The following is a 20,058-nucleotide window of genomic DNA, read 5'->3' on the forward strand; positions in this document are numbered from 1 at the left end:
TCATTTCTCCTTGGTAACGAGGCCGGGGGTGGCGAGGATCACGGCCTTGGCCGCCTCGAAGTAGCGCACGTAGCCGGTGCAGCGGCAGATGTGGCGGCCCAGGTGCTCGGTGATCGTGTCTTCCAGCTGGTCGGCGCGCACGGGATGGGCCTTGAGCCGCTCCATCAGCGCGGTCGCGCCGATCACGAAACCGGGCGTGCAGTAGCCGCACTGGAAGCTGTAGTGGTCCAGGTAGGCCTGCTGCACGGGGGTGATGGCGATGATTTTCTGCTGGCCGTCGCGCTCGGCCAGGCCTTCTATGGTCCGGATACGCTTGCCGTTGAAGTAATGCGCGCCGGTGATGCAGGTGCGGATCTCCTCGGCGCCGCCGGGACCGTCCAGCAGCACCGTACAGGCGTGGCAGACACCGATGCCGCAGCCGAAGCGCGAGCCGGTCAGTCCCAGGTACTCGTGCAGGAAATCGACCATCATCAAGGTGTCGGGCACGTCCATGGGCCCGACCTGCTTGCCGTTGATGGTCAGCGTCAGGGGCGAGGTCGTGATCGTCATGGTTCCAGGACCTCCCGTATTTTTTCCGGCGTGACCGGCAGGTCGGTGAAGCGGTGGCCGATGGCATGCGCGATGCCGTTCACGATGGCGGCGACGATGGGGATCATGACGACTTCCGCGATGCCCTTGGGGGGATCGGTGTCGGAGATGGGCGGCAGGATGTCGCCGGTCTGGCTCCAGACGGCCACGTCGTGCGCGCGCGGCAGATGGTAGCGGTCGAAGTTCCAGGTGCCGTTGCCGGGGCCGTCCTCGTACAGCGGCAGATACTCGTGCAGCGCGTGGCCGATGCCCATCGCGATGCCTCCCTGCAACTGGCCCGATACCAGTTCCTCGACCACCGGCTTGCCGCACTCCAGCACCGAGTGATGCGACAGCAGCCGAACCTTGCCGCTGGTCGGGTTGACGGCCAGCTCGGCCAGGGCGGCATTGGCGCTGTAGTAGGTGACGCCGGCGTTGTTGCGCTGGGCCGGCGGATAGAAGACGTTCGATCGCCTGATGACGTCGTAGGGCTGCGGCGAGCGGCTGCCGTCGCCGTAGCGCACGGCCAGGCCGTCCAGCGGCCGCCGGACCTTCTGGCCGCCCACGTCGAAGTCGGCCTCGGCCCATTGCCAGCGGTTGAAGGTATGGCCCACCGCAGCGGTCACGAAGTTCGCTTCGTAGGCGGTCTTGACCAGGCGCTCCAGCGGCAGGGGCTCCAAGCCGTTCGCGGTCAGGCCGCGTTCGGTCCAGCGCGCGTCCTCGCGCCGCACGACCAGGGGCGCGGCCTGGCCGCCGCCGATGCCGCGGGTCCAGATCGCCATCGCGGCCGGCCACAGGCCGTGCTCGAACACGACGCGGGCGGTTTCCTTCGTGGCGTGCCCGAAGAAGTAGACCGAGTTGCTGGCGCTGGAGGGCGAGGCGTGGACCGGCGTCCACATCGGATCGGCGGCCAGCCGGTCCTGCTCCTCCTGCTTGACCGTGTACGTATCGACGTTGCCGACCATGGGCAGGTCGGACCAGTCGGTGACCGCGGTGCGCACTTCGTCGGCGGGGCGGCCGAACCATTCGGCGCACATCACGGCCTGCGAAGTGCTCATGCCGGTGCCGATCTCGACGCCGGTATGGTGCAGCACGATGCGTCCTTCCGGTGTCAGCGCCACGCGCACGAAGGCGGCCTCGCCGCCGGTGCCGAAGTCCTTCTGCACACAGCCGAAGCCCACGCCATAGCGTTCGTTCGGATGCGCGGCCTCGTAGTCGCGCTTGCGCTGGGCGCGTTCGGTCCACAGCGGATGGCGCCGCGCGCGCTCGAGCACCTCGTCCGCCCGCAGCGCGCCGCCGGCGATGGCGCCCTGGGTGTTCTTCATGCCCGACAGCAGCGCGTTGCGGACGCGGAACTCGATCGGATCGATGCCGAGTTCTTCGGCCATCTCGTCGATCATCATCTCGGTGGCGGCCATGCTTTGCAGCGTGCCGTAGCCGCGCGCCGAGCCGGCGTCGATGGCCCGGGTGGCCTCGGCCACGGCGATCAGGTCGTTCTTGGGGAAGTAATAGACCGACTGCGCGGCGGTGGCGGCCACCATGACTACCGAGGGCGAGAAATTCGAGCGCCCGCCGCCGTTGCCCGTGAACGTGCCCTGGAAGGACTGGAGCTTGCCCGTTTTGCGGTCCACCGCCATGGTGTACTGCATGTCGAAGGCATGACGCTTGAGCGAGGTCTGGAAGTGCTCGAAGCGGTCCACCGCGAAGCGCACCGGATGGCCGTCGCCGTACAGCGCGGCGACCAGGCCGTAGAACGGCACGTTGCAGTGGTCCTTCGAGCCGTACCCGACCGTGTAGCAGGGATGCACGAACAGGTGTTCCAGCGGAAAGCCGCTGTCGGCCACCATCTTGGCGGCGGCCTCGGCCACTTCCTGCGGCGACTGCGTGGCCAGCACCATGTGCAGCGAACGGGTGGCCGGGTCGTACCAGCAGTTCGCGTTGTCCGGCTCGAGCGCGGCGGTGTCGATCGACTGCGTCGTGTAGCGGCGCTTCATGACCAGCCAGTCCGCGGGCGGCGCGGCCAGTTCCGCGCCGATCTGCTCGGCCGCGCGCATGCCCCGCGCGTCCAGGCTGTCCTCGGGCTTGGTCGAGGGCCAGATCAGGGTTTTCTTCTCCGTGGGGAAGAGGGGACTGTCTTTCAGGCTGGAGTAAGCATCCTCGTCGTCCGGCGATGCGCCGCCCACGCGGACGTACCGGAACACGCCCCAGGGTTCGCGGTCGAGCGGTCCGGTCGCCGCGCCGTAGCGGATGACGTCCCGGGCGGCGCGCAGCCGTCCGCGGGCGAGCTGGTAGCGCGCGAAATCGTGGAAGATCAGGATGGCGACCGCGTGCCCCAGGTAGGCGGGCGTCTTGCCCGCGGGCAGCAGCATGTCATCGCCATAGAAGCCGGGGAAGGCCAGCTTGTCGCGGGCCAGGTCCTCGGCCGTGACCACGCGGTCGGGCTTGAGGTCGTCCCCCAGCGACGCGAGGTCGAAGCCGGCGTAGGTCCGGTCGGCCTGCGTGGCGCGAAGGATGAGGGCATGGGACTGCTGCTTGGGCCAGTGCGGCATGTCGGCGGCGCGGATGTCGCGGGCGAAGACCTTGCCGCCCACCACTTTCTCGTGGCCGTCGATCCGGAAGCGGGTATGGCCGTCGGCCGGGTTCCACTGCGCGCCGCGCAGGATGCGTTCTTCGAACAGGGCGCCGAACGCGGCGCTGTACAAGGGGGCTATCCACACCGTGACGCCGCCCACCGCGATGGCCTTCAGGAAGCCACGGCGGGACATGCCGGCGCCCGTGGCGTCCGTGCGGGCCGTCTGGTTCCAGCCAGGATCTTGCTTCACAGCACGCTCCTTGCAGCAAAACCGCAAGTGCCATGCTGGCAGCAAAAGATGGATTTATCAATACCGGAAAAGAGTGGAAATCAAGGCGGACCCGACGACGCAGACATGGATTTTCCTTATAGGGATACTACGAGGTATTCACCAAACAAATGTGGAATATACGAATAAACCATTAGCCCGTGGCCGGGTGCTGGAGAAGAATGGTGCGCTGACACCAGGCAGAGGAGAACGGGACCATGGCGGAGCGTTCGTTCACGAACGAGGTCGGCAAGCTGAAGCTGGGCGAAGGCGAGGAGTTCCGCGGCGAGGGCATCCTGGCCGTGACCAAGGCCCTGCTGCAGTCCGGCGTGTCGTACGTGGCGGGATACCAGGGGGCGCCGATCTCGCACCTGATGGATGTGCTGACCGACGCGAACGACATCCTGGAAGAGCTGGGCGTCCACTTCGAGCACAGCGCCTCCGAGGCGACGGCCACCGCCACGCTGGCGGCCTCGGTCAACTATCCGCTGCGCGGCGCCGTCACCTTCAAGTCCACCGTGGGCACCAACGTGGCCTCGGATGCGCTGGCCAACCTGGCTTCCGGCGGCGTGACCGGCGGCGCGCTGTTGATCGTGGGCGAGGACTACGGCGAAGGCTCCAGCATCATGCAGGAGCGCTCGCATGCCTTCGCGATGAAGTCGCAGGTCTGGCTGCTGGATCCGCGGCCCAACCTGGAAAGCATGGTGGGCGCGGTCGAGCGCGGCTTCGAGTTGTCCGAGGCCAGCAATACGCCTGTCATGCTGCAACTGCGCATCCGCGCCTGCCACGTCCATGGCCGTTTCACGACGCGGGCCAACAAGCGCCCGGCGTTCACGCTCAAGGACGCCATCGAGCACCCCGCGCGCGACGTCAACCGCATCGTGCTGCCGCCGGCCTCCTACCTGCACGAGCAGGAAAAGGTGGCCAAGCGCTGGCCGGCGGCGGTGCGCTACATCACCCAGCACGGCATGAACGAATTCTTCGGCGCCGATGACCAGGACATCGGCATCGTCATGCAGGGCGGCATGTACAACGGCGTGCTGCGTGCGCTGGAGCTGCTGGGGCTGGCCGACGCCTTTGGCCAGTCGCGGATTCCGCTGTACGTGCTGAACGTGACCTATCCCCTGGTGGACGAGGAGTTCGTCCGCTTCTGCGCCGGCAAGCGCGGCATCCTGATCGTGGAAGAGGGGCAGCCCGACTACATCGAGCAGGCGGTCCACGCCATCCTGCGGCGAGCCGACCTGAATACGCGGGTCCACGGCAAGGACGTGCTGCCGATGGCGGGGGAATATACCGGCGGCGTGCTGCTCAAGGGACTGGCGGAATATGTGCGCCGCTACGAGCCCGGCCTGCTCGACGGGCGGACGCTGCCCCGCGCCGCGCGGCCGGCCACGCCCGCGCGCATGCCGGACAATCCCAAGGCCTTCGCCATCCAGCGGGCCTCCGATCAGGTCCAGGGCCGGCCGCCGTCGTTCTGTACCGGCTGCCCGGAACGCCCCATCTTCACCGCCATCAAGCTGGTCGAGCGCGAACTGGGCCAGCACCACATCAGCTGCGACATCGGCTGCCATCTGTTCTCGGTGCTGCCGCCCTTCAACCTGGGCGCCACGACCATGGGCTACGGCCTGGGGTGGGCCGGCGCCTCGGCGCTGAACACGCGCGAGACCTCCCGCCGCACCATCTCCATCATGGGCGACGGCGGGTTCTGGCACAACGGGCTGACCAGCGGCGTGGGCAATGCCGTGTTCAACGAGACCGACAACGTGCTGCTGGTGGTGGACAACGGCTATTCGGCCGCCACCGGCGGACAGGACGTGCTGTCGTCCAAGGCCGAGAATCCGATACGCAGCACCAACAACCCCATCGAGAACGCCGTGCGCGGGGTGGGTGTGAAATGGGTGCGGACGGTGACGCGCACCTATAGCGTGGCGCAGATGCGCGACACGCTGCGCGAGGCGCTGACCACGCGTGAGAAGGGCCCGAAGGTGGTGGTGGCGCAGAGCGAATGCATGCTGAACAAGCAGCGCCGCGTACGCCCGCTGATGCGCAAGGCCATAGGCGAAGGCCGGCGCGCCGTACGCGAACGCTTCGGCGTCGATCCCGACACGTGCACGGGCGATCACTCCTGTATCCGGTTGTCCGGCTGCCCCTCGCTGACCATACGGGACAATCCCGATCCGCTGCGCACCGATCCGGTGGCGGCGGTGGTGGACAGCTGCGTGGGCTGCGGGCTGTGCGGCGAGGTCTCGCACGCCGCCGTGCTGTGCCCGTCGTTCTACCGGGCCGAGATCATCAACAACCCGGGGCGCTGGGACAGGTTCAAGGCGCGGATCAGGAAGACCGTCATCGGCGTCTTGCAGCGCCGCATCGACCGTCGGCTGGAGGGGTTGGCGGCATGAGCGCGACGCATACCAACGAGGCGGGCGCACCGCGCGCCTTGACCATCGCGGTGCTGGCCATGGGCGGCGAGGGCGGTGGCGTGCTGGCCGACTGGCTGGTGGACCTGGCCGAGCACAACGGCTACCTGGCCCAGACCACCTCGGTGCCGGGGGTGGCCCAGCGCACCGGCGCCACGGTGTACTACATCGAGATGTTCCGCGAGGCGGACGTGCCGCCGGGCAAGGCGCCGGTCATGGCGCTGGGGCCGGTGCCCGGCGAGGTCGACGTGGTCATCGCGTCCGAACTGATGGAAGCGGGCCGCGCCTTGCAGCGTGGCCTGGTCGCGGACGACCGCACCACGCTGATCGCGTCCACCCACCGCGTGTATTCCATGACCGAGCGCACGGCGATGGGCGACGACCGGGTCGACTCGATCGCGCTGCTGGAGGGGGGGCAGGTGGCGGCGCGGCGCTTCGTGGCGGCCGACTTCAGCCGCATGGCCGAGGACGCCGGCAGCCCCATCAGCCCGGCGCTGTATGGCGCGCTGGCAGCAACGGGCGCGCTGCCCTTCGGGCGCGAGCTTTTCGAGGACGCGATCCGGCGCGGAGGCGTGGGCGTGAAGGCCAGCCTGCAAGCCTTCGCCGCGGGCTTCGCCGCGGCCGCCGGCCAGGATGCGCCGGTGCTGCGCGAGACCACCGTGCGGCGCGAGGCGGCGGCCGTTGCGCCGGCCGAGGCGCCCGCGTCCACGGGCCGCCTGCCGGCCGCCGTCGGCCCCCGGTTGGCTGCCCTGGACGAACGGATGGCGCGCGAATTCCCGGCCGAGTGCCACGCCGTACTGCGCGCCGGCCTGGTCCGCGCGGCGGACTACCAGGACGTGGCCTATGCCGGCGAATACCTGGACCGGCTCGCACCGCTGCTGGCGGCGCTGCCGGATCGCGGCGCCGCCAGCGTGGAGGTCTTGTCCGAGACCGCGCGCCACCTGGCCCTGTGGATGACCTACGAGGACGTGGCGCGGGTGGCCGACCTGAAGACGCGCGGCACGCGCTTCGCCCGCGTGGCCGCCGAGGTGCGGCTGTCGCCGGCGCAGCAACTGGATATCAACGAGTTCATGCACCCCCGGCTGGAGGAACTGGCCGACGCCATGCCCGCCTGGCTGGGGCAATGGATGATGCGCAGCGCCTTCGCGCGCGCCTGCATCGGGCCGTTCACGCGCAAGGGCAGGGTGGTGCGCACCAGTTCGCTGCGCGGCTTCCTGCTGCTGTACGCGGTGGCGGGGCTGCGCGGCATCCGCCGGGGCTCGCTGCGCTACCAGGTCGAACGCGAACGCATGGCGCGATGGATGGATACCATCGTCTCGCTGGCGGCGAGCCAGCCGGCGCTGGCGGTGGAAGTGGCGCGGGCGCAGCGGCTGATCAAGGGCTACGGCGACACCCACGTGCGCGGCTGGGGCAATTTCCAGCGCATCATGTCGGTGCTGCCGGCGCTGCGGCAGGCCGCCGACGGCCCCGTGCGCCTGCGGGCGCTGGTCAAGGCGGCGCTGTCGGACGACAGTGGCCGCGCGCTGGAGGAAAAACTCGCGACCGTCTAGGATAAGGCGGCGTCATCAAGCAGCACCTCGTTGGTACAAAAAAGACAGGAGACAACGCATGAAATTTCCGCTCATCAAGGCAGCCGCCGCGTTCCTGGCCTGCGCGGCCATGTCCGCCGGCCCCGCCCAGGCGCAGCAGACCACGCTGCGCCTGATCTCGGCCTTTCCCGAGAACGGCATCTACGTGCAGCACCTGCAGGCGTGGGTCAAGAAGTTCAACGAAGAAGGCAAGGGGGTGCTGCAGCTCAATTTCCTGGGCGGCCCCAAGACCATGCCCCCGTTCGAGGTGGGCAACGCGGTCAAGACCGGCGTGGTCGACATCGCGCTGAACACCGGGGCGTTCTACACCAACGTGCTGCCCGAATCCGATTTCCTGAAGCTGAGCGACATCCCGGTTGCCGAGCAGCGCAAGAACGGTGCCTTCGAGGCCATCAACAAGGTCTGGAACGAGAAGGGCAACATGCAGTACCTGGCCCGGATGGTCGAACACCAGCCCTTCCATCTGTACATCAACAAGAAGATCGACAAGCCCGACCTGACGGGGATGAAGATTCGCATCACGCCGGTCTACCGCGAGTTCTTCCAGGCGCTCAACGCCAACGTCATCACCACGCCTCCGGGCGAGGTCTACACCGCGCTGGAGCGCGGCGTGGTGGACGGCTACGGCTGGCCCATAGGCGGCATCTTCGACCTGAACTGGCAGGAAAAGACCAAGTTCCGCGTGGACCCGGGCTTCTACGACGCCGAGGTCTCGCTGATCATGAACCTGCCGGCCTACAAGAAACTGACCCCGCCGCAACTGGCCTACCTGAACAAGCAACTGCTGGCGCTGGAAGCGCAGAACGGCTTCTGGGACCGCTACGCCGAAGAGGAAACGGCGCGGCAGGCCAAGGCCGGCATCCAGACCATCAAGTTCGACGACGCCACCGCCAGGCGCTATCGCGACATGGCTTATGAAGTGGGCTGGGCCACCGCCGCCAAGCAGAGCCCCGACGTGGCGGCGCGTTTCAAGTCGCTGCTGTCCCGTCCGGCCGCCGGCAGCCGCCCATGATCGCGCGCGTGTCCGCCGCCTACGGGCGGCTGCTGACGGCGCTCGCCGCCGTGGGATGCGCGTTGCTGCTGGCCATGATGCTCGTCATCGTGGCCGACGTGCTGCTGCGCAACCTCGCCATCGCCGGGCTGCCGCGCGGGCTGGCCTGGAGCAACGAGGTGTCCGAGGCCATGCTGTACCTGATCACGCTGTGCCTGGCGCCGTGGCTGCTGCGCCAGGGCCAGCACATCCGCGTCGACATCGTGCTGCAGGCCATTCCACGCCGGCTGGCCTGGGGGCTGGAATGGCTGGGCGACGCGCTGGGCCTGGGCTGCTGCCTGGCGATCGCCTGGTACGGTGCCCAGTCCGCCTGGGCCAGCTACCAGTCGGGCGCGATGAACATCAAGACACTGGTGACGCCGGAATGGTGGATGCTGGCGCCGCTGCCGGTGGTGTTCCTGCTGCTGGCGGTGGAAATGCTGTTCCGCATGCATCGCCTGCTGCATGCCGAGGCGGGTCCGCGCAATGAAGCGGTGAGCGCATCATGAGCTGGCAGATCGCGGCCTGGATCCTGCTGGGCGGATCCACGGTGCTGCTGTTCATCGGCATGCCCGTGGCGCTGACCTTCATCTCCATCAACATCATCGGCGCGTGGCTGTACATGGGGGGCGAGATCGGGCTGATGCAGCTCGCCCGCAACAGCGTCAGCTCGGTGGCGGCCTTCTCGCTCACGCCCATCCCGCTGTTCGTGTTGATGGGCGAGGTGTTGTTCCATACCGGCCTCGCGCTCAAGGTGATCGACGGCATCGAGCGCCTGATCACGCGCGTGCCCGGCCGCCTGGCCGTGGTCGCGGTGGTGGCCGGGACCGTGTTCTCGGCCATTTCCGGATCGACCATCGCCACCACCGCCATGTTGGGTTCGCTGATGCTGCCCGTCATGCTGTCGCGCGGCTACCACCCCCGCATCGCGACCGGACCCATCATGGCCATCGGCGCCGTGGACATGCTGATCCCGCCGTCGGCGCTGACCGTGCTGCTGGGCTCGCTGTCGGGCATCTCCATCTCCAAGCTGCTGATAGGCGGGGTGATGCCGGGAATCATCCTGTCGGTGGCCTTCGTGCTGTGGATCGTGGTGCGCGTGCGCATCACGCCGTCCTGGGCGCCTGCGTCCGACACGGGCGAGCGGCGCACCGGCTGGGCGCGGTGGCATCTGTTCGTGGCCTACGTGCTGCCCACGCTGTCCATCTTCGGCGTCGTGGTGGGGGCGCTGGCGGCCGGATGGGCCACGCCCACCGAATGCGCGGCGCTGGGTTCCTTCGCCACCATGCTGCTGGCCGCGCTCTACCGGCGCCTGACCTGGGAAGCGGTGGTCAAGTCGCTCAAGGGAACGGCCGCCATCTCGGGCATGATCCTGTTCATCATCCTGGGGGCCACGACCTTCGCCCAGATCCTGTCGTTCTCGGGCGCGAGCAATGGCCTGGTGGAACTGATCACCGGCCATGGGCTGTCCACCGGCCTGATCGTGCTGGGCATGATGCTGATGCTCATCTTCCTGGGCATCTTCGTCGACCAGATCAGCATGATGATGATCACGCTGCCCATCTTCATGCCCATCGTGGGTGTGCTGGGCATCGATCCGGTGTGGTTCGGCGTCATGTTCCTGATCTGCATGCAGCTGGGCCTGCTGCTGCCGCCGCACGGCCTGCTGCTGATGACCATGCGCGGCGTGGCGCCGCCGTCGGTCTCCATGGGGACGATTTTCATCGCGGTCGTGCCCTACGTGGTCATGAGCCTGCTGTTGCTGGGCGCGGTGTTCTTCCTGCCGGGCATCGCCACCTGGCTGCCGAAAATGATCGGCTAGCCTGGGGCGGGACGGCGGCCTGTCTCGCCGTCCCGCTCATAATTGATTGAGATTTGCGTCAAAAATGGGATGATGAGTTCCAGCCATGTGGCTATGCCCCGGCTGGGCAAATCCTTACCATCGTTCCGTCGCCCGAAGTTCGCGAGGCGTATTGGAGAAAACGATGGAGGCAGGAGAGGCGCTGGTCAGCTGGCCCAGCGAAGGCATCACGCGGGTGCCGTTCCAGGTCTTTTCCGACCGGGAGGTCTACGACAGGGAACAGCAACGGATCTTCCGCGGTCCGGTCTGGCAGTTTCTTTGCATTGAACAGGATATTCCCGAGCCCGGCGACGTCGTCACGTCCTGGATGGGCGAGACGCCGGTGATCGTCGCGCGCGACCACGACGGCCAGGTCAACGGCATGGTCAACCGCTGCGCCCACAAGGGCGCGCTGGTCGCGTTGAAAAGCAAGGACACGGTCAAGAATCTGACCTGTGTCTACCATGCATGGTCGTACCGGCTGGATGGCCGGCTGCGGTCCATCGCCTTCCAGAACGGCGTCAACGGCAAGGGCGGCATGCCCGAGGACTTCGACGTCGAGGCGCACCGGCTGCAACCGGTGCGCGTGCAGGTTTTCTGCGGGCTGGTGTTCGGCACGCTGTCGGACGAAACCCCGCCGCTGGACGAGTTCCTGGGGCCGCGCATGAGCGCCTTCATCCAGCGCAACTTCGGCCGGCCGCTGAAGGTGCTGGGCCGGCACAGCCAGATCATCCACAACAACTGGAAACTGTATGCCGAGAACGTGCGGGATTCCTATCACGCGACGCTGCTGCATACCTTCTACACCACCTTCAAGGTCAACCGGCTGGACATGGACGGCGGCATCATCCTGTCCGACCGCAAGTGGCACCACATCAGCTATTCCAAGCGCGCCACCTTCAACCTCGACAAGGAGTACCTGACGGCCGAGGTGCACTCCGCCAAGTACGGCGCCAAGCACGGCGAATCGGCGCTGGAAGGGCCCGAGCTGCTGGATGCCTGGGAGGAGTTCGACGACGGCATCACCCACAGCATCCAGACCGTGTTCCCCAACGTGGTGTTCCAGTTCACGCTCAATTCGCTGGCCATCCGCTTCTTCGTGCCCCAGGGCGTGGACAAGACCGAGCTGAAATGGATATTCCTGGGCTACGAGCGCGATACGCCCGAACAGTCGAGGATGCGCATCATGCAGTCCAACCTGACCGGCGCGGCCGGCCTGGTGGCGCTGGAGGATGGCTGCATCAACGAGTTCGTGCAGCGGGGCACGGTGGGGTCGGGGCGACGCGCGGCGTTCATCGAGATGGGCGGCCGCGTGGCCGAGTCGAACGAGTCGTCGCGCGCCACCGAGGCTTCCGTCAGGGGGTTCTGGCACGGCTATCGCGACATCATGGGATTCTGACGGAACGCTGATCATGCAGACCACCATTCGTACTTCTTCTTCTCCCGCCGTGGGCGAGGACGTCCAGGCCGCGATCGGCAGGCTGATGGCCGATTACGCCCACGCGCTGGACGATGATGACCTGGAGTCCTGGCCGGACTTCTTCACCGACGACGGCAGCTACCGGCTGACCACGCGCGAGAACGTGGCGGCCGGCCTGCCGGTGGGCATCATCCATTGCGAGGGACGCGGCATGCTGCGCGATCGCGTCGCGGCGCTGCGCACCGCCAACATCTTCGAGCCGCACTGCTACACGCACGTGCTGGGCCCGAGCCGCATCGCCGTGGTGGGCGACGGCAGCTGGCGCGTACGTTCCAATTTCAGCGTCTATCGTACGTTCGAGACCGGCGAGTCCCGGCTGTACGGGGTCGGCAAGTACCTGGACATCGTCCACGCCCAGGGCGACGGCCCGCGCCTGCGGGAACGCGTGGTCGTGCTGGACTCGCGCTGCGTCGACGTGCTGACCGTCATTCCACTATAAAGGGCGCGCTGCGCACCGGAGGAGACACACCATGAAGAAAAGCTTGAAGGCCGCCGGCCTGGCCGCCGCGGCATGGACCGCCTGTATCGCGCCGTCGCAGGCCGCCGACGACACGGATTGGCCGAAACATACCGTGCGGCTGATCGTGCCGTACGCCCCGGGCGGCATCGCCGACCAGATGGCACGCATCACGGCCGAGGCGTTGCAGGCCGCGTTCAAGCAGCCGTTCATCGTCGAGAACAAGCCCGGCGCCAGCGGCAGCCTGGCGACGTCCTACGTGGCCAAGAGCAAGCCCGACGGCTATACGCTGCTGGTGGGCCTGGCCGCGCCCCAGACCCTGAACCAGTTCATCTACAAGGTGGACTACCACGGACTGAACGACTTCGCGCCGGTGGCGCTGCTGAACACCAACCCGCTGATCCTGGCGGTGCATCCCACGCTGCCGGTCAAGACCGTGGGCGACGTGATCGCCTACGCGCGCAAGTATCCCGGCAAGCTGAATTTCGGCGGCGCGGGCGGGCTGACGCAGTTCGCCGGCGAAGTCTTCAAGTACGATACCAAGACCGACATGGTGCACGTGCGCTACCGTGGCGGCGCGCCGGCCGTCGCGGCAGCCGTGGCCGGCGACGTGCAGATGACCTTCGCCAACTACTCCGACGTGCAGCCCTGGATCGAGTCCGGCCGGCTGCGCGCGGTCGCCATCACCAGTCCCAAGCGCTACCCCCGCAATCCCGACCTGCCCACCATCGCCGAGTCGGGCGTGCCGGGTTTCGGCATGGACGGCTGGACGGGCCTGCTGGCACCGGCCGGGACACCTCCCGCCATTGTCCAGAAGATGGCGGTGGTGGTGCGCAAGGCCCTGAACGAGCCCGCGATGAAGGACAAGCTCGAGGCCATGGGCAGCCCGCCCGGAGATATGACGCCGGAGGAGTTCCGGGCTTTCGTGGCGAGCGAGATCAAGCGCTGGCAAGGCTTCGTGGCCGAGTCCGGGATCAAGGTGGAATAGGGCATGGCCAAGAAAGGTGAAACGGCCCCGATGCCGACCGGACCACTGATCTCCGCCTCCGACCTGGCCCGCTTGGCGGGCGGCGCGGGAGTGGCCATCCTGGACTGCACCAGCCACCTGCCCACGGAGCGGCGCGACGCGCGCCGCGAGTTCGAGGCGGCGCACATTCCGGGCGCGCGGTTCGTGGACCTGGCCGAGATCAGCGATCCGGCGTCCGGCCTGCCCACGATGCTGCCTTCGGCGGCGCAGTTCGAGGCCGTCATGCGCAAGCTGGGGATCCAGGCCGGGGATCTCGTCGTGGTGTACGACACCCATGGCATACGGACCGCGCCACGGCTATGGTGGATGTTCCGGGGCTATGGCCACGAGCGGGTGGCGGTACTGGACGGCGGCTTGCCCGCGTGGCGGGCGGCCGGCGGCGCGGTGGAGCAGGGCCAGGCGGCGCCCGCGCGGGAAGGGGACTGGAGCGCGATGCGCGAGCACGACGCGGTGGCCGATACCGCCGCGACACGGGCCGCCGCGGCGGACGTCTCGTCCCGGGTGGTGGACGCGCGCAGCGCCGAGCGCTTCCGGGGGCTGGCGCCCGAGCCGCGCCCGGGGCTGCGGGCCGGCCACATCCCGGGCAGCGTCAACCTGCCCTACGAACACCTGCTCGACCCGGTCTCGCATGCCTACCTGCCGGACGACCGGCTGGCCGAGGTCATGCGGGCGCATGGGCTCGGGCTGGGGAAGGACACGCGCTTCGTCTGTTCCTGCGGATCCGGCGTATCGGCCTGCGTGCTTGCGCTGGCATTGCACAAGCTGGGCGAACGCGACGTCAGGGTCTACGACGGGTCGTGGACGCAATGGGGCAGCGATGCGGCCCTGCCGGTCGAGACCGGCGATGGCCATGCCTATGCCTTGAAGACCTATGTGGCGGCGCCCGGCAAGTTCGCGGCCATGCGCGACCGTTTCCTGTCCTCGGCCGCGCCGCTGCTGGCCGAACAAGGGCTGCTGCTGGAACGGAGCTGGACGCCGCCCGAGGCGCCTGACACCTTCGTCTACCTGCTGAAATGGCGGTCGGGCGTGGATTTCGACCAGGCCTGGGACGCGTTCGCCCGGGATCCGCGCTGGCTGGACGTCAAGCGCCGCTCGGAAGCCCAGGGTCCCCTGATCGCGCGCCAGGAGTCTATGATGCTGGGTACTTCAATAGGGGAGAGGCGGTGATGAACGCGCAGGGCAGTTTCGATAAGGGATCGGGCCTTTACTACACGGCGCAGGGGCCGTCGACGGGCGAGGCGGTGCTGCTGGTCCATTCGATCATGTCCGATGGGGCCAGTTGGGCGCGGCAGTCTGCGTGGCTGGCACGCACGTACCGGGTGATCGCCATCGACCTGCCTGGCCACGGACAGGCGCCGATCGCCGGCGAGGTGACCCTGCCCGGCCTGGCCGATTCCGTTACCCGGCTGGCCGACACGCTGGGCTTCGCGCGCTTCCATTTCATGGGGGTATCGCTGGGTGCCATGATCGGTTTCGACCTGGCCACGCGCCATGCCGCGCGGCTGGCCAGCCTGGTGGCCTGCGATGCGCCGTCCAGCACGCCGGACAACTACGGGGCGCTGTGGGACGAGCGGATCGCGCGCGCCCGGCGCGAGGGCATGGCGGCGCTGGTGGACGAGACCCTGGCGCGGTGGTTCACGCCGCCGACACTGGCGGGAGAACCGGCCCTGGTCGCGCAGGTCCGCGAGCAGATCCTGAAGACGCCGGTCGAAGGCTACGCGCATTGCGCGCGGGCGATCAGCCGCTTCGACTATCGCGACGGGCTGGCGCGCAGCCCGGTCAGGGCAACGCTGACGGCGGGCGAGGCCGATGGGGTCATCGTGCCGGCCATGCGCGAGCAGGCGCGGGCGATGCCGCATGGCCAGTGGGTGGAGATACCCGGCGCCGGTCACCTGCCCCAGCTCGAGAACCCGGCCGCCTTCGAGGCGATGATGGCGGGGCACTTCGGCAAGGCGTGAACAGACCCTAGGCGTCCTGCGATTTGCGGATGGCGTCCGCCAGGTACTTGAGCATCGCCCGGGTGGCGCGGGGCACGCTGGTGCGCGAGACGATGTAGGCGTTGAGCGGCAGGCGGGGTTCCCACTCGGGCACGATGCGCTTGAGGCGCCCGCCGGGCACGTAGTCGCGGCCGAGTATCTCCGGGATCAACCCCACGCCGGTTCCGCAGGCCACCATCTCGCGCAGCAGGCGGATGCTGTTCACGCGCGCCCGCACCCGGCCCAGCGCGGAGCGGCCCGCGCCCGACGGCACGGTGTTCCACAGGCTTTGCCCGGATTGCAGCTCGGTCACCACCCAGTCGAGCGCGGGCAGCGTGGCCAGGGATATGGGCTGCGGCAGGCCGGCCTCATAGGTGGGGCTGCAATAGAGCCCGTAGCGGATCTCGCCCAGCTTGCGCACCGTCAGCCGCGACGGCTTGGGTTCGCCGAAGGCGATCAGGATGTCCACGCCTTCGCCGATCAGGTCGATGGGCCGCGTGGTGGTGTCGACGACGATCTGCAGATCGCTGTGTTCCAGCGCGAATTCCGAGATCGCCTGTCCCAGCCACGCGGTGCCGAATTCGATCGGCATCGCGACGTGGAGCGTGCCCGACATGCTGGTGGCGCTGCGGGCGATCTTGCGCGCGATGCTGTCGCGGGCACGCGCGATGTCGGCGCATTCCTGCAGCAGGTCGAGGCCCAGCGCGGTGGGCGAGACCTTGCGCGTATTGCGTTTGAGCAGCATCGCGCCGCAGCTTTTCTCCAGCGCGATCAGGCGGCGGCTGAGCGTGGCGCGCGGCACGCCCAGCTTGTGCGCGGCCGACGTGAGCGAGCCGCTTTCCACCACGGATTGGAACAGCATCAGATCGTCGAGATCGAGTGACAGCTGCATGACGCGGCCTTACCCCTTTAGCGCTATGTCCTATTGCGTATAGGCATGTTAGCGCACGCTACCTAGACTTCGTTCCTATATCCATGGCGGGAGATGCCCGCTGCGAACGTGGAGCACGAGAGCATGGGGCGGGCGATGCGGAAGGAGATGTTCTGGAGCGGCGCGCGCGGAACCGTTTGCGCGCTGGCGTTCGGACTGGCCTTTTCCGCGGCATGGGCCCAGGAGCCCGTGCCGGACGCCGAGGTGGGGCAGGTCGCGCAGGAGCGGCTGGCCGACGCCGATACCCTGCTGGCGCTGACCCAGGACGGCGCGATCCTGTACGCGCAGGATCCGGTCAAGCTCAGCGGCTATCAGTATTGCAGCCAGGCGGTGGCGCTGGCCGAGCAGGGCGAGTTCCGGCAGAGCGTGCGCGCCGCCAGCAAGGCGCTGCACCTGGCCCAGGCCACCAAGGATCCCAACCTGGCCGCGCTGGCCAATCGCGACCTGGCGATCGCCTATAGCTATGCGGGCCGGCTGGACAAGGCGGAGTCCTTCGCGCGCGAGGCGCTGCGGCATCCCCCCAAGGAGCCGGAGAAAGTCCTCGGTCCGGTGCACAAGGTGCTGGGCGACGTCGAGGTCCGGCGCGGCGACTATCCCGCGGCGATCAAGAGCTACGAAACCGCGCTGGCCAGCAGTTCGGAACGCTACGCTCCCCTTGTTCGGGTGTCGCTGGTCAACGCGCTGGCCGAGACCGGCGATGCGGCGCGGGCGCGGCAGATGCTGGACGCCACCGCTCAGCCGTCCGATCCGGCGCTGGCCACGCAATGGCAGCGTACGCGGGCGCGGGTCCTGCTGGCCGAGAACCGGCCGCGGGAGGCGGCGGACCTGTACCGTTCGCTCACGACGCGGCAGACCGGCACCGACAGCGGCTACTACCAGCTATGGGCCTGGGACGGCGTGGCGCGCAGCGAGATCGCACTGGGCAACAAGCCGGCGGCGGCCGATGCGCTGGGCAAGGCGCTCGACGGCGTGGACGCGGTGCGCGCGCGCTTTCGCAGCGACGAATTCAAGATGGGCCTATTCTCGGACATGCAATCCGTGTTCGAGCGCGCGATCGGCCTCTACAGCGACCTGGGCAATGCGCCGGCGGCGTTCGAGCTGAGCGAGCGCAGCCGCAGCCGCGCGCTGCTGGATGCGGTGCGCGGACGAGGCAGCGTGCCGGAGGCGGCCACGGCCACGCTGTCGCTGTCGGGCCTGCAGCAGTCACTGGCACCGGACGAACGCGTGATCCAGTTCCACGCCTTGCCCGAGCGCCTGCAGGCCTGGGTCGTGGGGCCGTCCGAACTGCGGGAAGTGTCCATCCCCATCGGGCGCGAGGACCTGGCCAAGCTGGTCGATGCCTTGCGCGACCTGATCGTCAACGGCAAGCGCGGCGCGGTCGATGGCGCGGCACGGGTGGGCGAACTGCTGATCGCGCCGCTGGGCATCGCGCCCGGGCAGCGGCTGATCGTCGTGCCGCACGGCCCGCTGCACTACCTGCCGTTCCAGGCGCTGCGCCTGAACGGCGCCTACCTGATAGAGAGCCACGCGATGTCGGTGGCGCCGTCGATGAGCATCGCCGTGCAGCTGGCGCGCAGGACGCCGCGCGTCTCGCCCGCCCTGACCGCGTTCGGCAATCCGCGCATCGAGGACCAGTACGACCTGCCGGGCGCGGAGCGCGAGGTGCAGGAACTGGCGCGGCTGTTCCCGCAGAAGAACGTCTACATGGGCAGCGCCGCCACCAAGACCCAGTTCAAGCAAGCCGCCGCCCGCGCGCCCCTGATCCACGTCGCCGCCCACGCGCAGGCCGATACCGTGGACCCGCTGTATTCACGCATCCTGCTGGCCAACGAGGACGGCCGGCAGAGCTTCCTGGAAGCGCGCGAGATCCTGGGGCTGGACATGAACCACACGGCCCTGGTCACGCTGTCGGCGTGCGAGTCGGGGCTGGGCCGGATCGCGCAGGGCGACGAGGTGCTGGGGTTCACGCGGTCGTTCCTGTCCGCCGGATCGTCCAGCCTGATCGCGTCGCTGTGGCCGGTGTCCGACGACGCCGCGGAACTGCTGATGAGCACCCTGTACGCCGAGCTGGCCAAGGGCAGCGACATCCAGCGGGCGATGCAGGCCGGCCAGCTTGCCGTTCTCAAGCGTAACAAGATGGCGCACCCGTTCTTCTGGGCGCCGTTCAACCTGATCGGGAACTGGCGCCTGACGGTGGAGGGCTGAAGCATGCGGGGTGCCGACAAGACATGGAATCGCCGGGGCATCGCCGCCGCGGCGATGGGGCTGGCGTGCTCGGCCGCGCTGGCCCAGACGCCCGGGCCGTTGGCGCAGGCGCCGTCGCAGCGCTTGCCCGAACCGCCCGCGCCCGCCGCGCAAGCGGGCTTCCGTTTGCAGCAGGTGACCTTCACCGGCGCCGCCGCCATACCCGCGGACGAATTGCAGGCGCTGGCGGCCGGGTATGTGGGCCGCGATGTCTCGCTGTCCGACCTGGAGGCGCTGGCGCGGGAGGTGACCGAGCTGTATCGCAGCCGCGGCTACTTCCTGGCCCAGGCGCTGGTGCCGGTGCAGACCGTGCGCGACGGACGGGTCGAGATCAGCGTCGTCGAGGGACGGCTGGGCAAGGTGGACATCCAGGTCGCGCCGGATGCGCCGATCTCCGAGGGGCGCATCCGCGCCTACCTCGCGCCGCTGCAGCCGGGCCAGCCGGTCAGCGCGCAAAGCTACGAACGCGCCATGCTGCTGCTGTCGGATCTGCCCGGCATCAAGGTGTCGTCCGGCCTGCAGGAGGGCAGCGAGCCCGGCACGACGGACCTGGTGGTCGAAGTGACGCAGGCGCGGCGCGTGACCTTCGCCTTCGACGCGGACAACCACGGCACGCGCGAATCGGGCCGGGTCCGGGTGGGCGGCACCATGCGCGTGGCCAGCCCGCTGGGCCTGGGCGACAACCTGGACGCCCGGCTCATGATGTCCGAGGGCAATTCGCTGAACTTCGGGCGGCTGGGCTACGAGGTGCCGCTGGGCACGGACGGCCTGCGCCTGGGCGCGGGTGTCTCGCGCGTGCGCTATGAACTGGGCCAGCCCTGGTCGCAACTGGGCGCGAAGGGCCGGGCCACGGTGGCCGACCTGTCGTTGAACTATCCGGTCATCCGGCAGCGCGGCCAGAACCTGTTCCTGCGACTGGGCGTGGACCACAAGGAACTGCGCGACGATCTTTCCATGTTCTCGTATTCGGCGCGCAAGAACGTCGTCGGCGTGGGCCTGGGCTGGAGCTGGGAGCGGCGCGATGAACTGTTCGGCGGCGGCTACTGGGCCAGCACGGGCACGCTGTACCACGGGCGCCTGGACATCAAGGACGATCTGACGCGCGCGATGGACCAGGGGCCGGCGGGCCACCGCACGGACGGCGGCTTCACCAAGCTGACCTGGCAGGTGTCGCGCCTGCAATCCGTACTGCCGCGCCACAGCCTGTACGTGTCCCTGGGCGGGCAGCTGACCAACGGCAACCTGGACGCTTCCGAGAAGCTGGCGCTGGGCGGCGCGCGCGCCGTGCGGGCCTTCCCGTCCAGCGAACTGCTGGTGGACGAGGGCGTGCTGGGCGTGGTCGAGTGGCGCTGGTCCGCCACCGAGGACCTGACGCCCTATGTGTTCTACGACGTGGGCAAGGGCCGGATGTTCCATTCGCCCACCAGCCTGGACACCAACAATAGCCGCAGCATGCAGGGCTTCGGTATCGGCGCCGTGTGGTCGCGGCCCGGCGATTTCATGGTGAACGTCTCGCTGGCGTGGCGCCGCAACACGGCCGCGCCGGTTACCGATGGCGGCGATCGCAAGCCCCGGATCTTCGTGCAATTCCAGAAAGTGTTTTGAGGGCCCGGGGCGGCCGGGGACCGGCGCCCAAGGCGGCGCGAACCGCGCTCCGGGA

General features: G+C 68.5%; 15 protein-coding genes. 12 read left to right on the plus strand and 3 right to left on the minus strand.

Features of this window, described 5'->3' with window-relative positions; translation table 11 throughout:
* Together EGT29_RS04625 and EGT29_RS04630 are read right to left on the minus strand one after the other, a co-directional pair.
* Positions 1-549, minus strand: a complete 549-nt coding sequence (locus EGT29_RS04625; RefSeq protein ID WP_124687916.1) for a (2Fe-2S)-binding protein — start codon at positions 547-549, stop codon at positions 1-3.
* Positions 546-3,332 (minus strand): xanthine dehydrogenase family protein molybdopterin-binding subunit, encoded by a 2,787-nt coding sequence (locus EGT29_RS04630; protein WP_124692218.1) that lies wholly within the window; start codon positions 3,330-3,332, stop codon positions 546-548. The genes EGT29_RS04625 and EGT29_RS04630 overlap by 4 nt, the downstream gene beginning before the upstream one ends.
* A 293-nt stretch (positions 3,333-3,625) precedes the next feature.
* Here EGT29_RS04630 and EGT29_RS04635 point away from each other — a divergent pair, with 293 nt between their 5' ends.
* The 10 genes from EGT29_RS04635 to EGT29_RS04680 all read left to right on the plus strand — a co-directional run bounded on the left by EGT29_RS04635 (position 3,626) and on the right by EGT29_RS04680 (position 15,205).
* Positions 3,626-5,806, plus strand: coding sequence for an indolepyruvate ferredoxin oxidoreductase subunit alpha (locus EGT29_RS04635; RefSeq protein ID WP_124687917.1), 2,181 nt, complete (start codon positions 3,626-3,628; stop codon positions 5,804-5,806).
* The gene (locus EGT29_RS04640) at positions 5,803-7,374 is read left to right on the plus strand and encodes an indolepyruvate oxidoreductase subunit beta family protein (RefSeq protein WP_124687918.1); all 1,572 of its coding nucleotides are present in this window, start codon (positions 5,803-5,805) and stop codon (positions 7,372-7,374) included. The genes EGT29_RS04635 and EGT29_RS04640 overlap by 4 nt, the downstream gene beginning before the upstream one ends.
* Positions 7,375-7,432: 58 nt before the next feature.
* Positions 7,433-8,425, plus strand: a complete 993-nt coding sequence (gene dctP / locus EGT29_RS04645) for a TRAP transporter substrate-binding protein DctP (protein WP_124687919.1) — start codon at positions 7,433-7,435, stop codon at positions 8,423-8,425.
* Complete coding sequence (locus EGT29_RS04650; RefSeq protein ID WP_238160289.1) at positions 8,422-8,952, plus strand: TRAP transporter small permease; 531 nt, start codon at positions 8,422-8,424, stop codon at positions 8,950-8,952. Before dctP ends, EGT29_RS04650 begins: the two co-directional genes overlap by 4 nt.
* The gene (locus EGT29_RS04655) at positions 8,949-10,265 is read left to right on the plus strand and encodes a TRAP transporter large permease subunit (RefSeq protein ID WP_124687920.1); all 1,317 of its coding nucleotides are present in this window, start codon (positions 8,949-8,951) and stop codon (positions 10,263-10,265) included. Before EGT29_RS04650 ends, EGT29_RS04655 begins: the two co-directional genes overlap by 4 nt.
* A gap of 163 nt (positions 10,266-10,428) precedes the next feature.
* On the plus strand, positions 10,429-11,682 hold the full coding sequence (locus tag EGT29_RS04660) for an SRPBCC family protein (RefSeq protein WP_124687921.1): 1,254 nt from the start codon (positions 10,429-10,431) through the stop codon (positions 11,680-11,682).
* 13 nt (positions 11,683-11,695) lie between these two features.
* On the plus strand, positions 11,696-12,202 hold the full coding sequence (locus EGT29_RS04665) for an aromatic-ring-hydroxylating dioxygenase subunit beta (RefSeq protein ID WP_124687922.1): 507 nt from the start codon (positions 11,696-11,698) through the stop codon (positions 12,200-12,202).
* A 31-nt stretch (positions 12,203-12,233) separates the two neighbouring features.
* Positions 12,234-13,208 (plus strand): tripartite tricarboxylate transporter substrate binding protein, encoded by a 975-nt coding sequence (locus tag EGT29_RS04670; protein WP_124687923.1) that lies wholly within the window; start codon positions 12,234-12,236, stop codon positions 13,206-13,208.
* A gap of 3 nt (positions 13,209-13,211) precedes the next feature.
* Positions 13,212-14,414: a rhodanese-like domain-containing protein gene (locus EGT29_RS04675; RefSeq protein WP_124687924.1), complete on the plus strand. Its 1,203-nt coding sequence runs from the start codon at positions 13,212-13,214 to the stop codon at positions 14,412-14,414.
* A complete protein-coding gene (locus EGT29_RS04680; protein WP_124687925.1) occupies positions 14,414-15,205 on the plus strand; it encodes an alpha/beta fold hydrolase in 792 nt (263 codons plus the stop codon). The genes EGT29_RS04675 and EGT29_RS04680 overlap by 1 nt, the downstream gene beginning before the upstream one ends.
* A gap of 7 nt (positions 15,206-15,212) precedes the next feature.
* Here EGT29_RS04680 and EGT29_RS04685 read toward each other — a convergent pair whose 3' ends face one another.
* Entirely contained in the window at positions 15,213-16,115 is a 903-nt protein-coding gene (locus EGT29_RS04685; RefSeq protein ID WP_124687926.1) for a LysR family transcriptional regulator, read from the minus strand.
* Positions 16,116-16,208: 93 nt separating this feature from the next.
* Between EGT29_RS04685 and EGT29_RS04690 the strand changes: the two genes are divergently transcribed.
* Together EGT29_RS04690 and EGT29_RS04695 are read left to right on the plus strand one after the other, a co-directional pair.
* Entirely contained in the window at positions 16,209-18,359 is a 2,151-nt protein-coding gene (locus EGT29_RS04690) for a CHAT domain-containing protein (RefSeq protein ID WP_238160290.1), read from the plus strand.
* A 3-nt stretch (positions 18,360-18,362) separates the two neighbouring features.
* Positions 18,363-20,003 (plus strand): ShlB/FhaC/HecB family hemolysin secretion/activation protein, encoded by a 1,641-nt coding sequence (locus EGT29_RS04695; protein ID WP_124687927.1) that lies wholly within the window; start codon positions 18,363-18,365, stop codon positions 20,001-20,003.
* Positions 20,004-20,058 lie beyond the last annotated feature (55 nt).

This window comes from Pigmentiphaga sp. H8 (genome assembly GCF_003854895.1).
Taxonomy (GTDB): domain Bacteria; phylum Pseudomonadota; class Gammaproteobacteria; order Burkholderiales; family Burkholderiaceae_B; genus Pigmentiphaga.

Bases quoted from the DNA above. Each gene is read 5' to 3' on its own strand.
- EGT29_RS04675 (WP_124687924.1), top strand. From the start codon at position 13,212: ATGGCCAAGAAAGGTGAAACGGCCCCGATGCCGACCGGACCACTGATC.
- EGT29_RS04625 (WP_124687916.1), bottom strand. From the start codon at position 549: ATGACGATCACGACCTCGCCCCTGACGCTGACCATCAACGGCAAGCAG.
- EGT29_RS04660 (WP_124687921.1), top strand. From the start codon at position 10,429: ATGGAGGCAGGAGAGGCGCTGGTCAGCTGGCCCAGCGAAGGCATCACG.
- EGT29_RS04665 (WP_124687922.1), top strand. From the start codon at position 11,696: ATGCAGACCACCATTCGTACTTCTTCTTCTCCCGCCGTGGGCGAGGAC.
- EGT29_RS04640 (WP_124687918.1), top strand. From the start codon at position 5,803: ATGAGCGCGACGCATACCAACGAGGCGGGCGCACCGCGCGCCTTGACC.
- EGT29_RS04690 (WP_238160290.1), top strand. From the start codon at position 16,209: ATGCCCGCTGCGAACGTGGAGCACGAGAGCATGGGGCGGGCGATGCGG.
- dctP (WP_124687919.1), top strand. From the start codon at position 7,433: ATGAAATTTCCGCTCATCAAGGCAGCCGCCGCGTTCCTGGCCTGCGCG.
- EGT29_RS04680 (WP_124687925.1), top strand. From the start codon at position 14,414: ATGAACGCGCAGGGCAGTTTCGATAAGGGATCGGGCCTTTACTACACG.
- EGT29_RS04670 (WP_124687923.1), top strand. From the start codon at position 12,234: ATGAAGAAAAGCTTGAAGGCCGCCGGCCTGGCCGCCGCGGCATGGACC.
- EGT29_RS04685 (WP_124687926.1), bottom strand. From the start codon at position 16,115: ATGCAGCTGTCACTCGATCTCGACGATCTGATGCTGTTCCAATCCGTG.
- EGT29_RS04650 (WP_238160289.1), top strand. From the start codon at position 8,422: ATGATCGCGCGCGTGTCCGCCGCCTACGGGCGGCTGCTGACGGCGCTC.
- EGT29_RS04655 (WP_124687920.1), top strand. From the start codon at position 8,949: ATGAGCTGGCAGATCGCGGCCTGGATCCTGCTGGGCGGATCCACGGTG.
- EGT29_RS04695 (WP_124687927.1), top strand. From the start codon at position 18,363: ATGCGGGGTGCCGACAAGACATGGAATCGCCGGGGCATCGCCGCCGCG.
- EGT29_RS04635 (WP_124687917.1), top strand. From the start codon at position 3,626: ATGGCGGAGCGTTCGTTCACGAACGAGGTCGGCAAGCTGAAGCTGGGC.
- EGT29_RS04630 (WP_124692218.1), bottom strand. From the start codon at position 3,332: ATGTCCCGCCGTGGCTTCCTGAAGGCCATCGCGGTGGGCGGCGTCACG.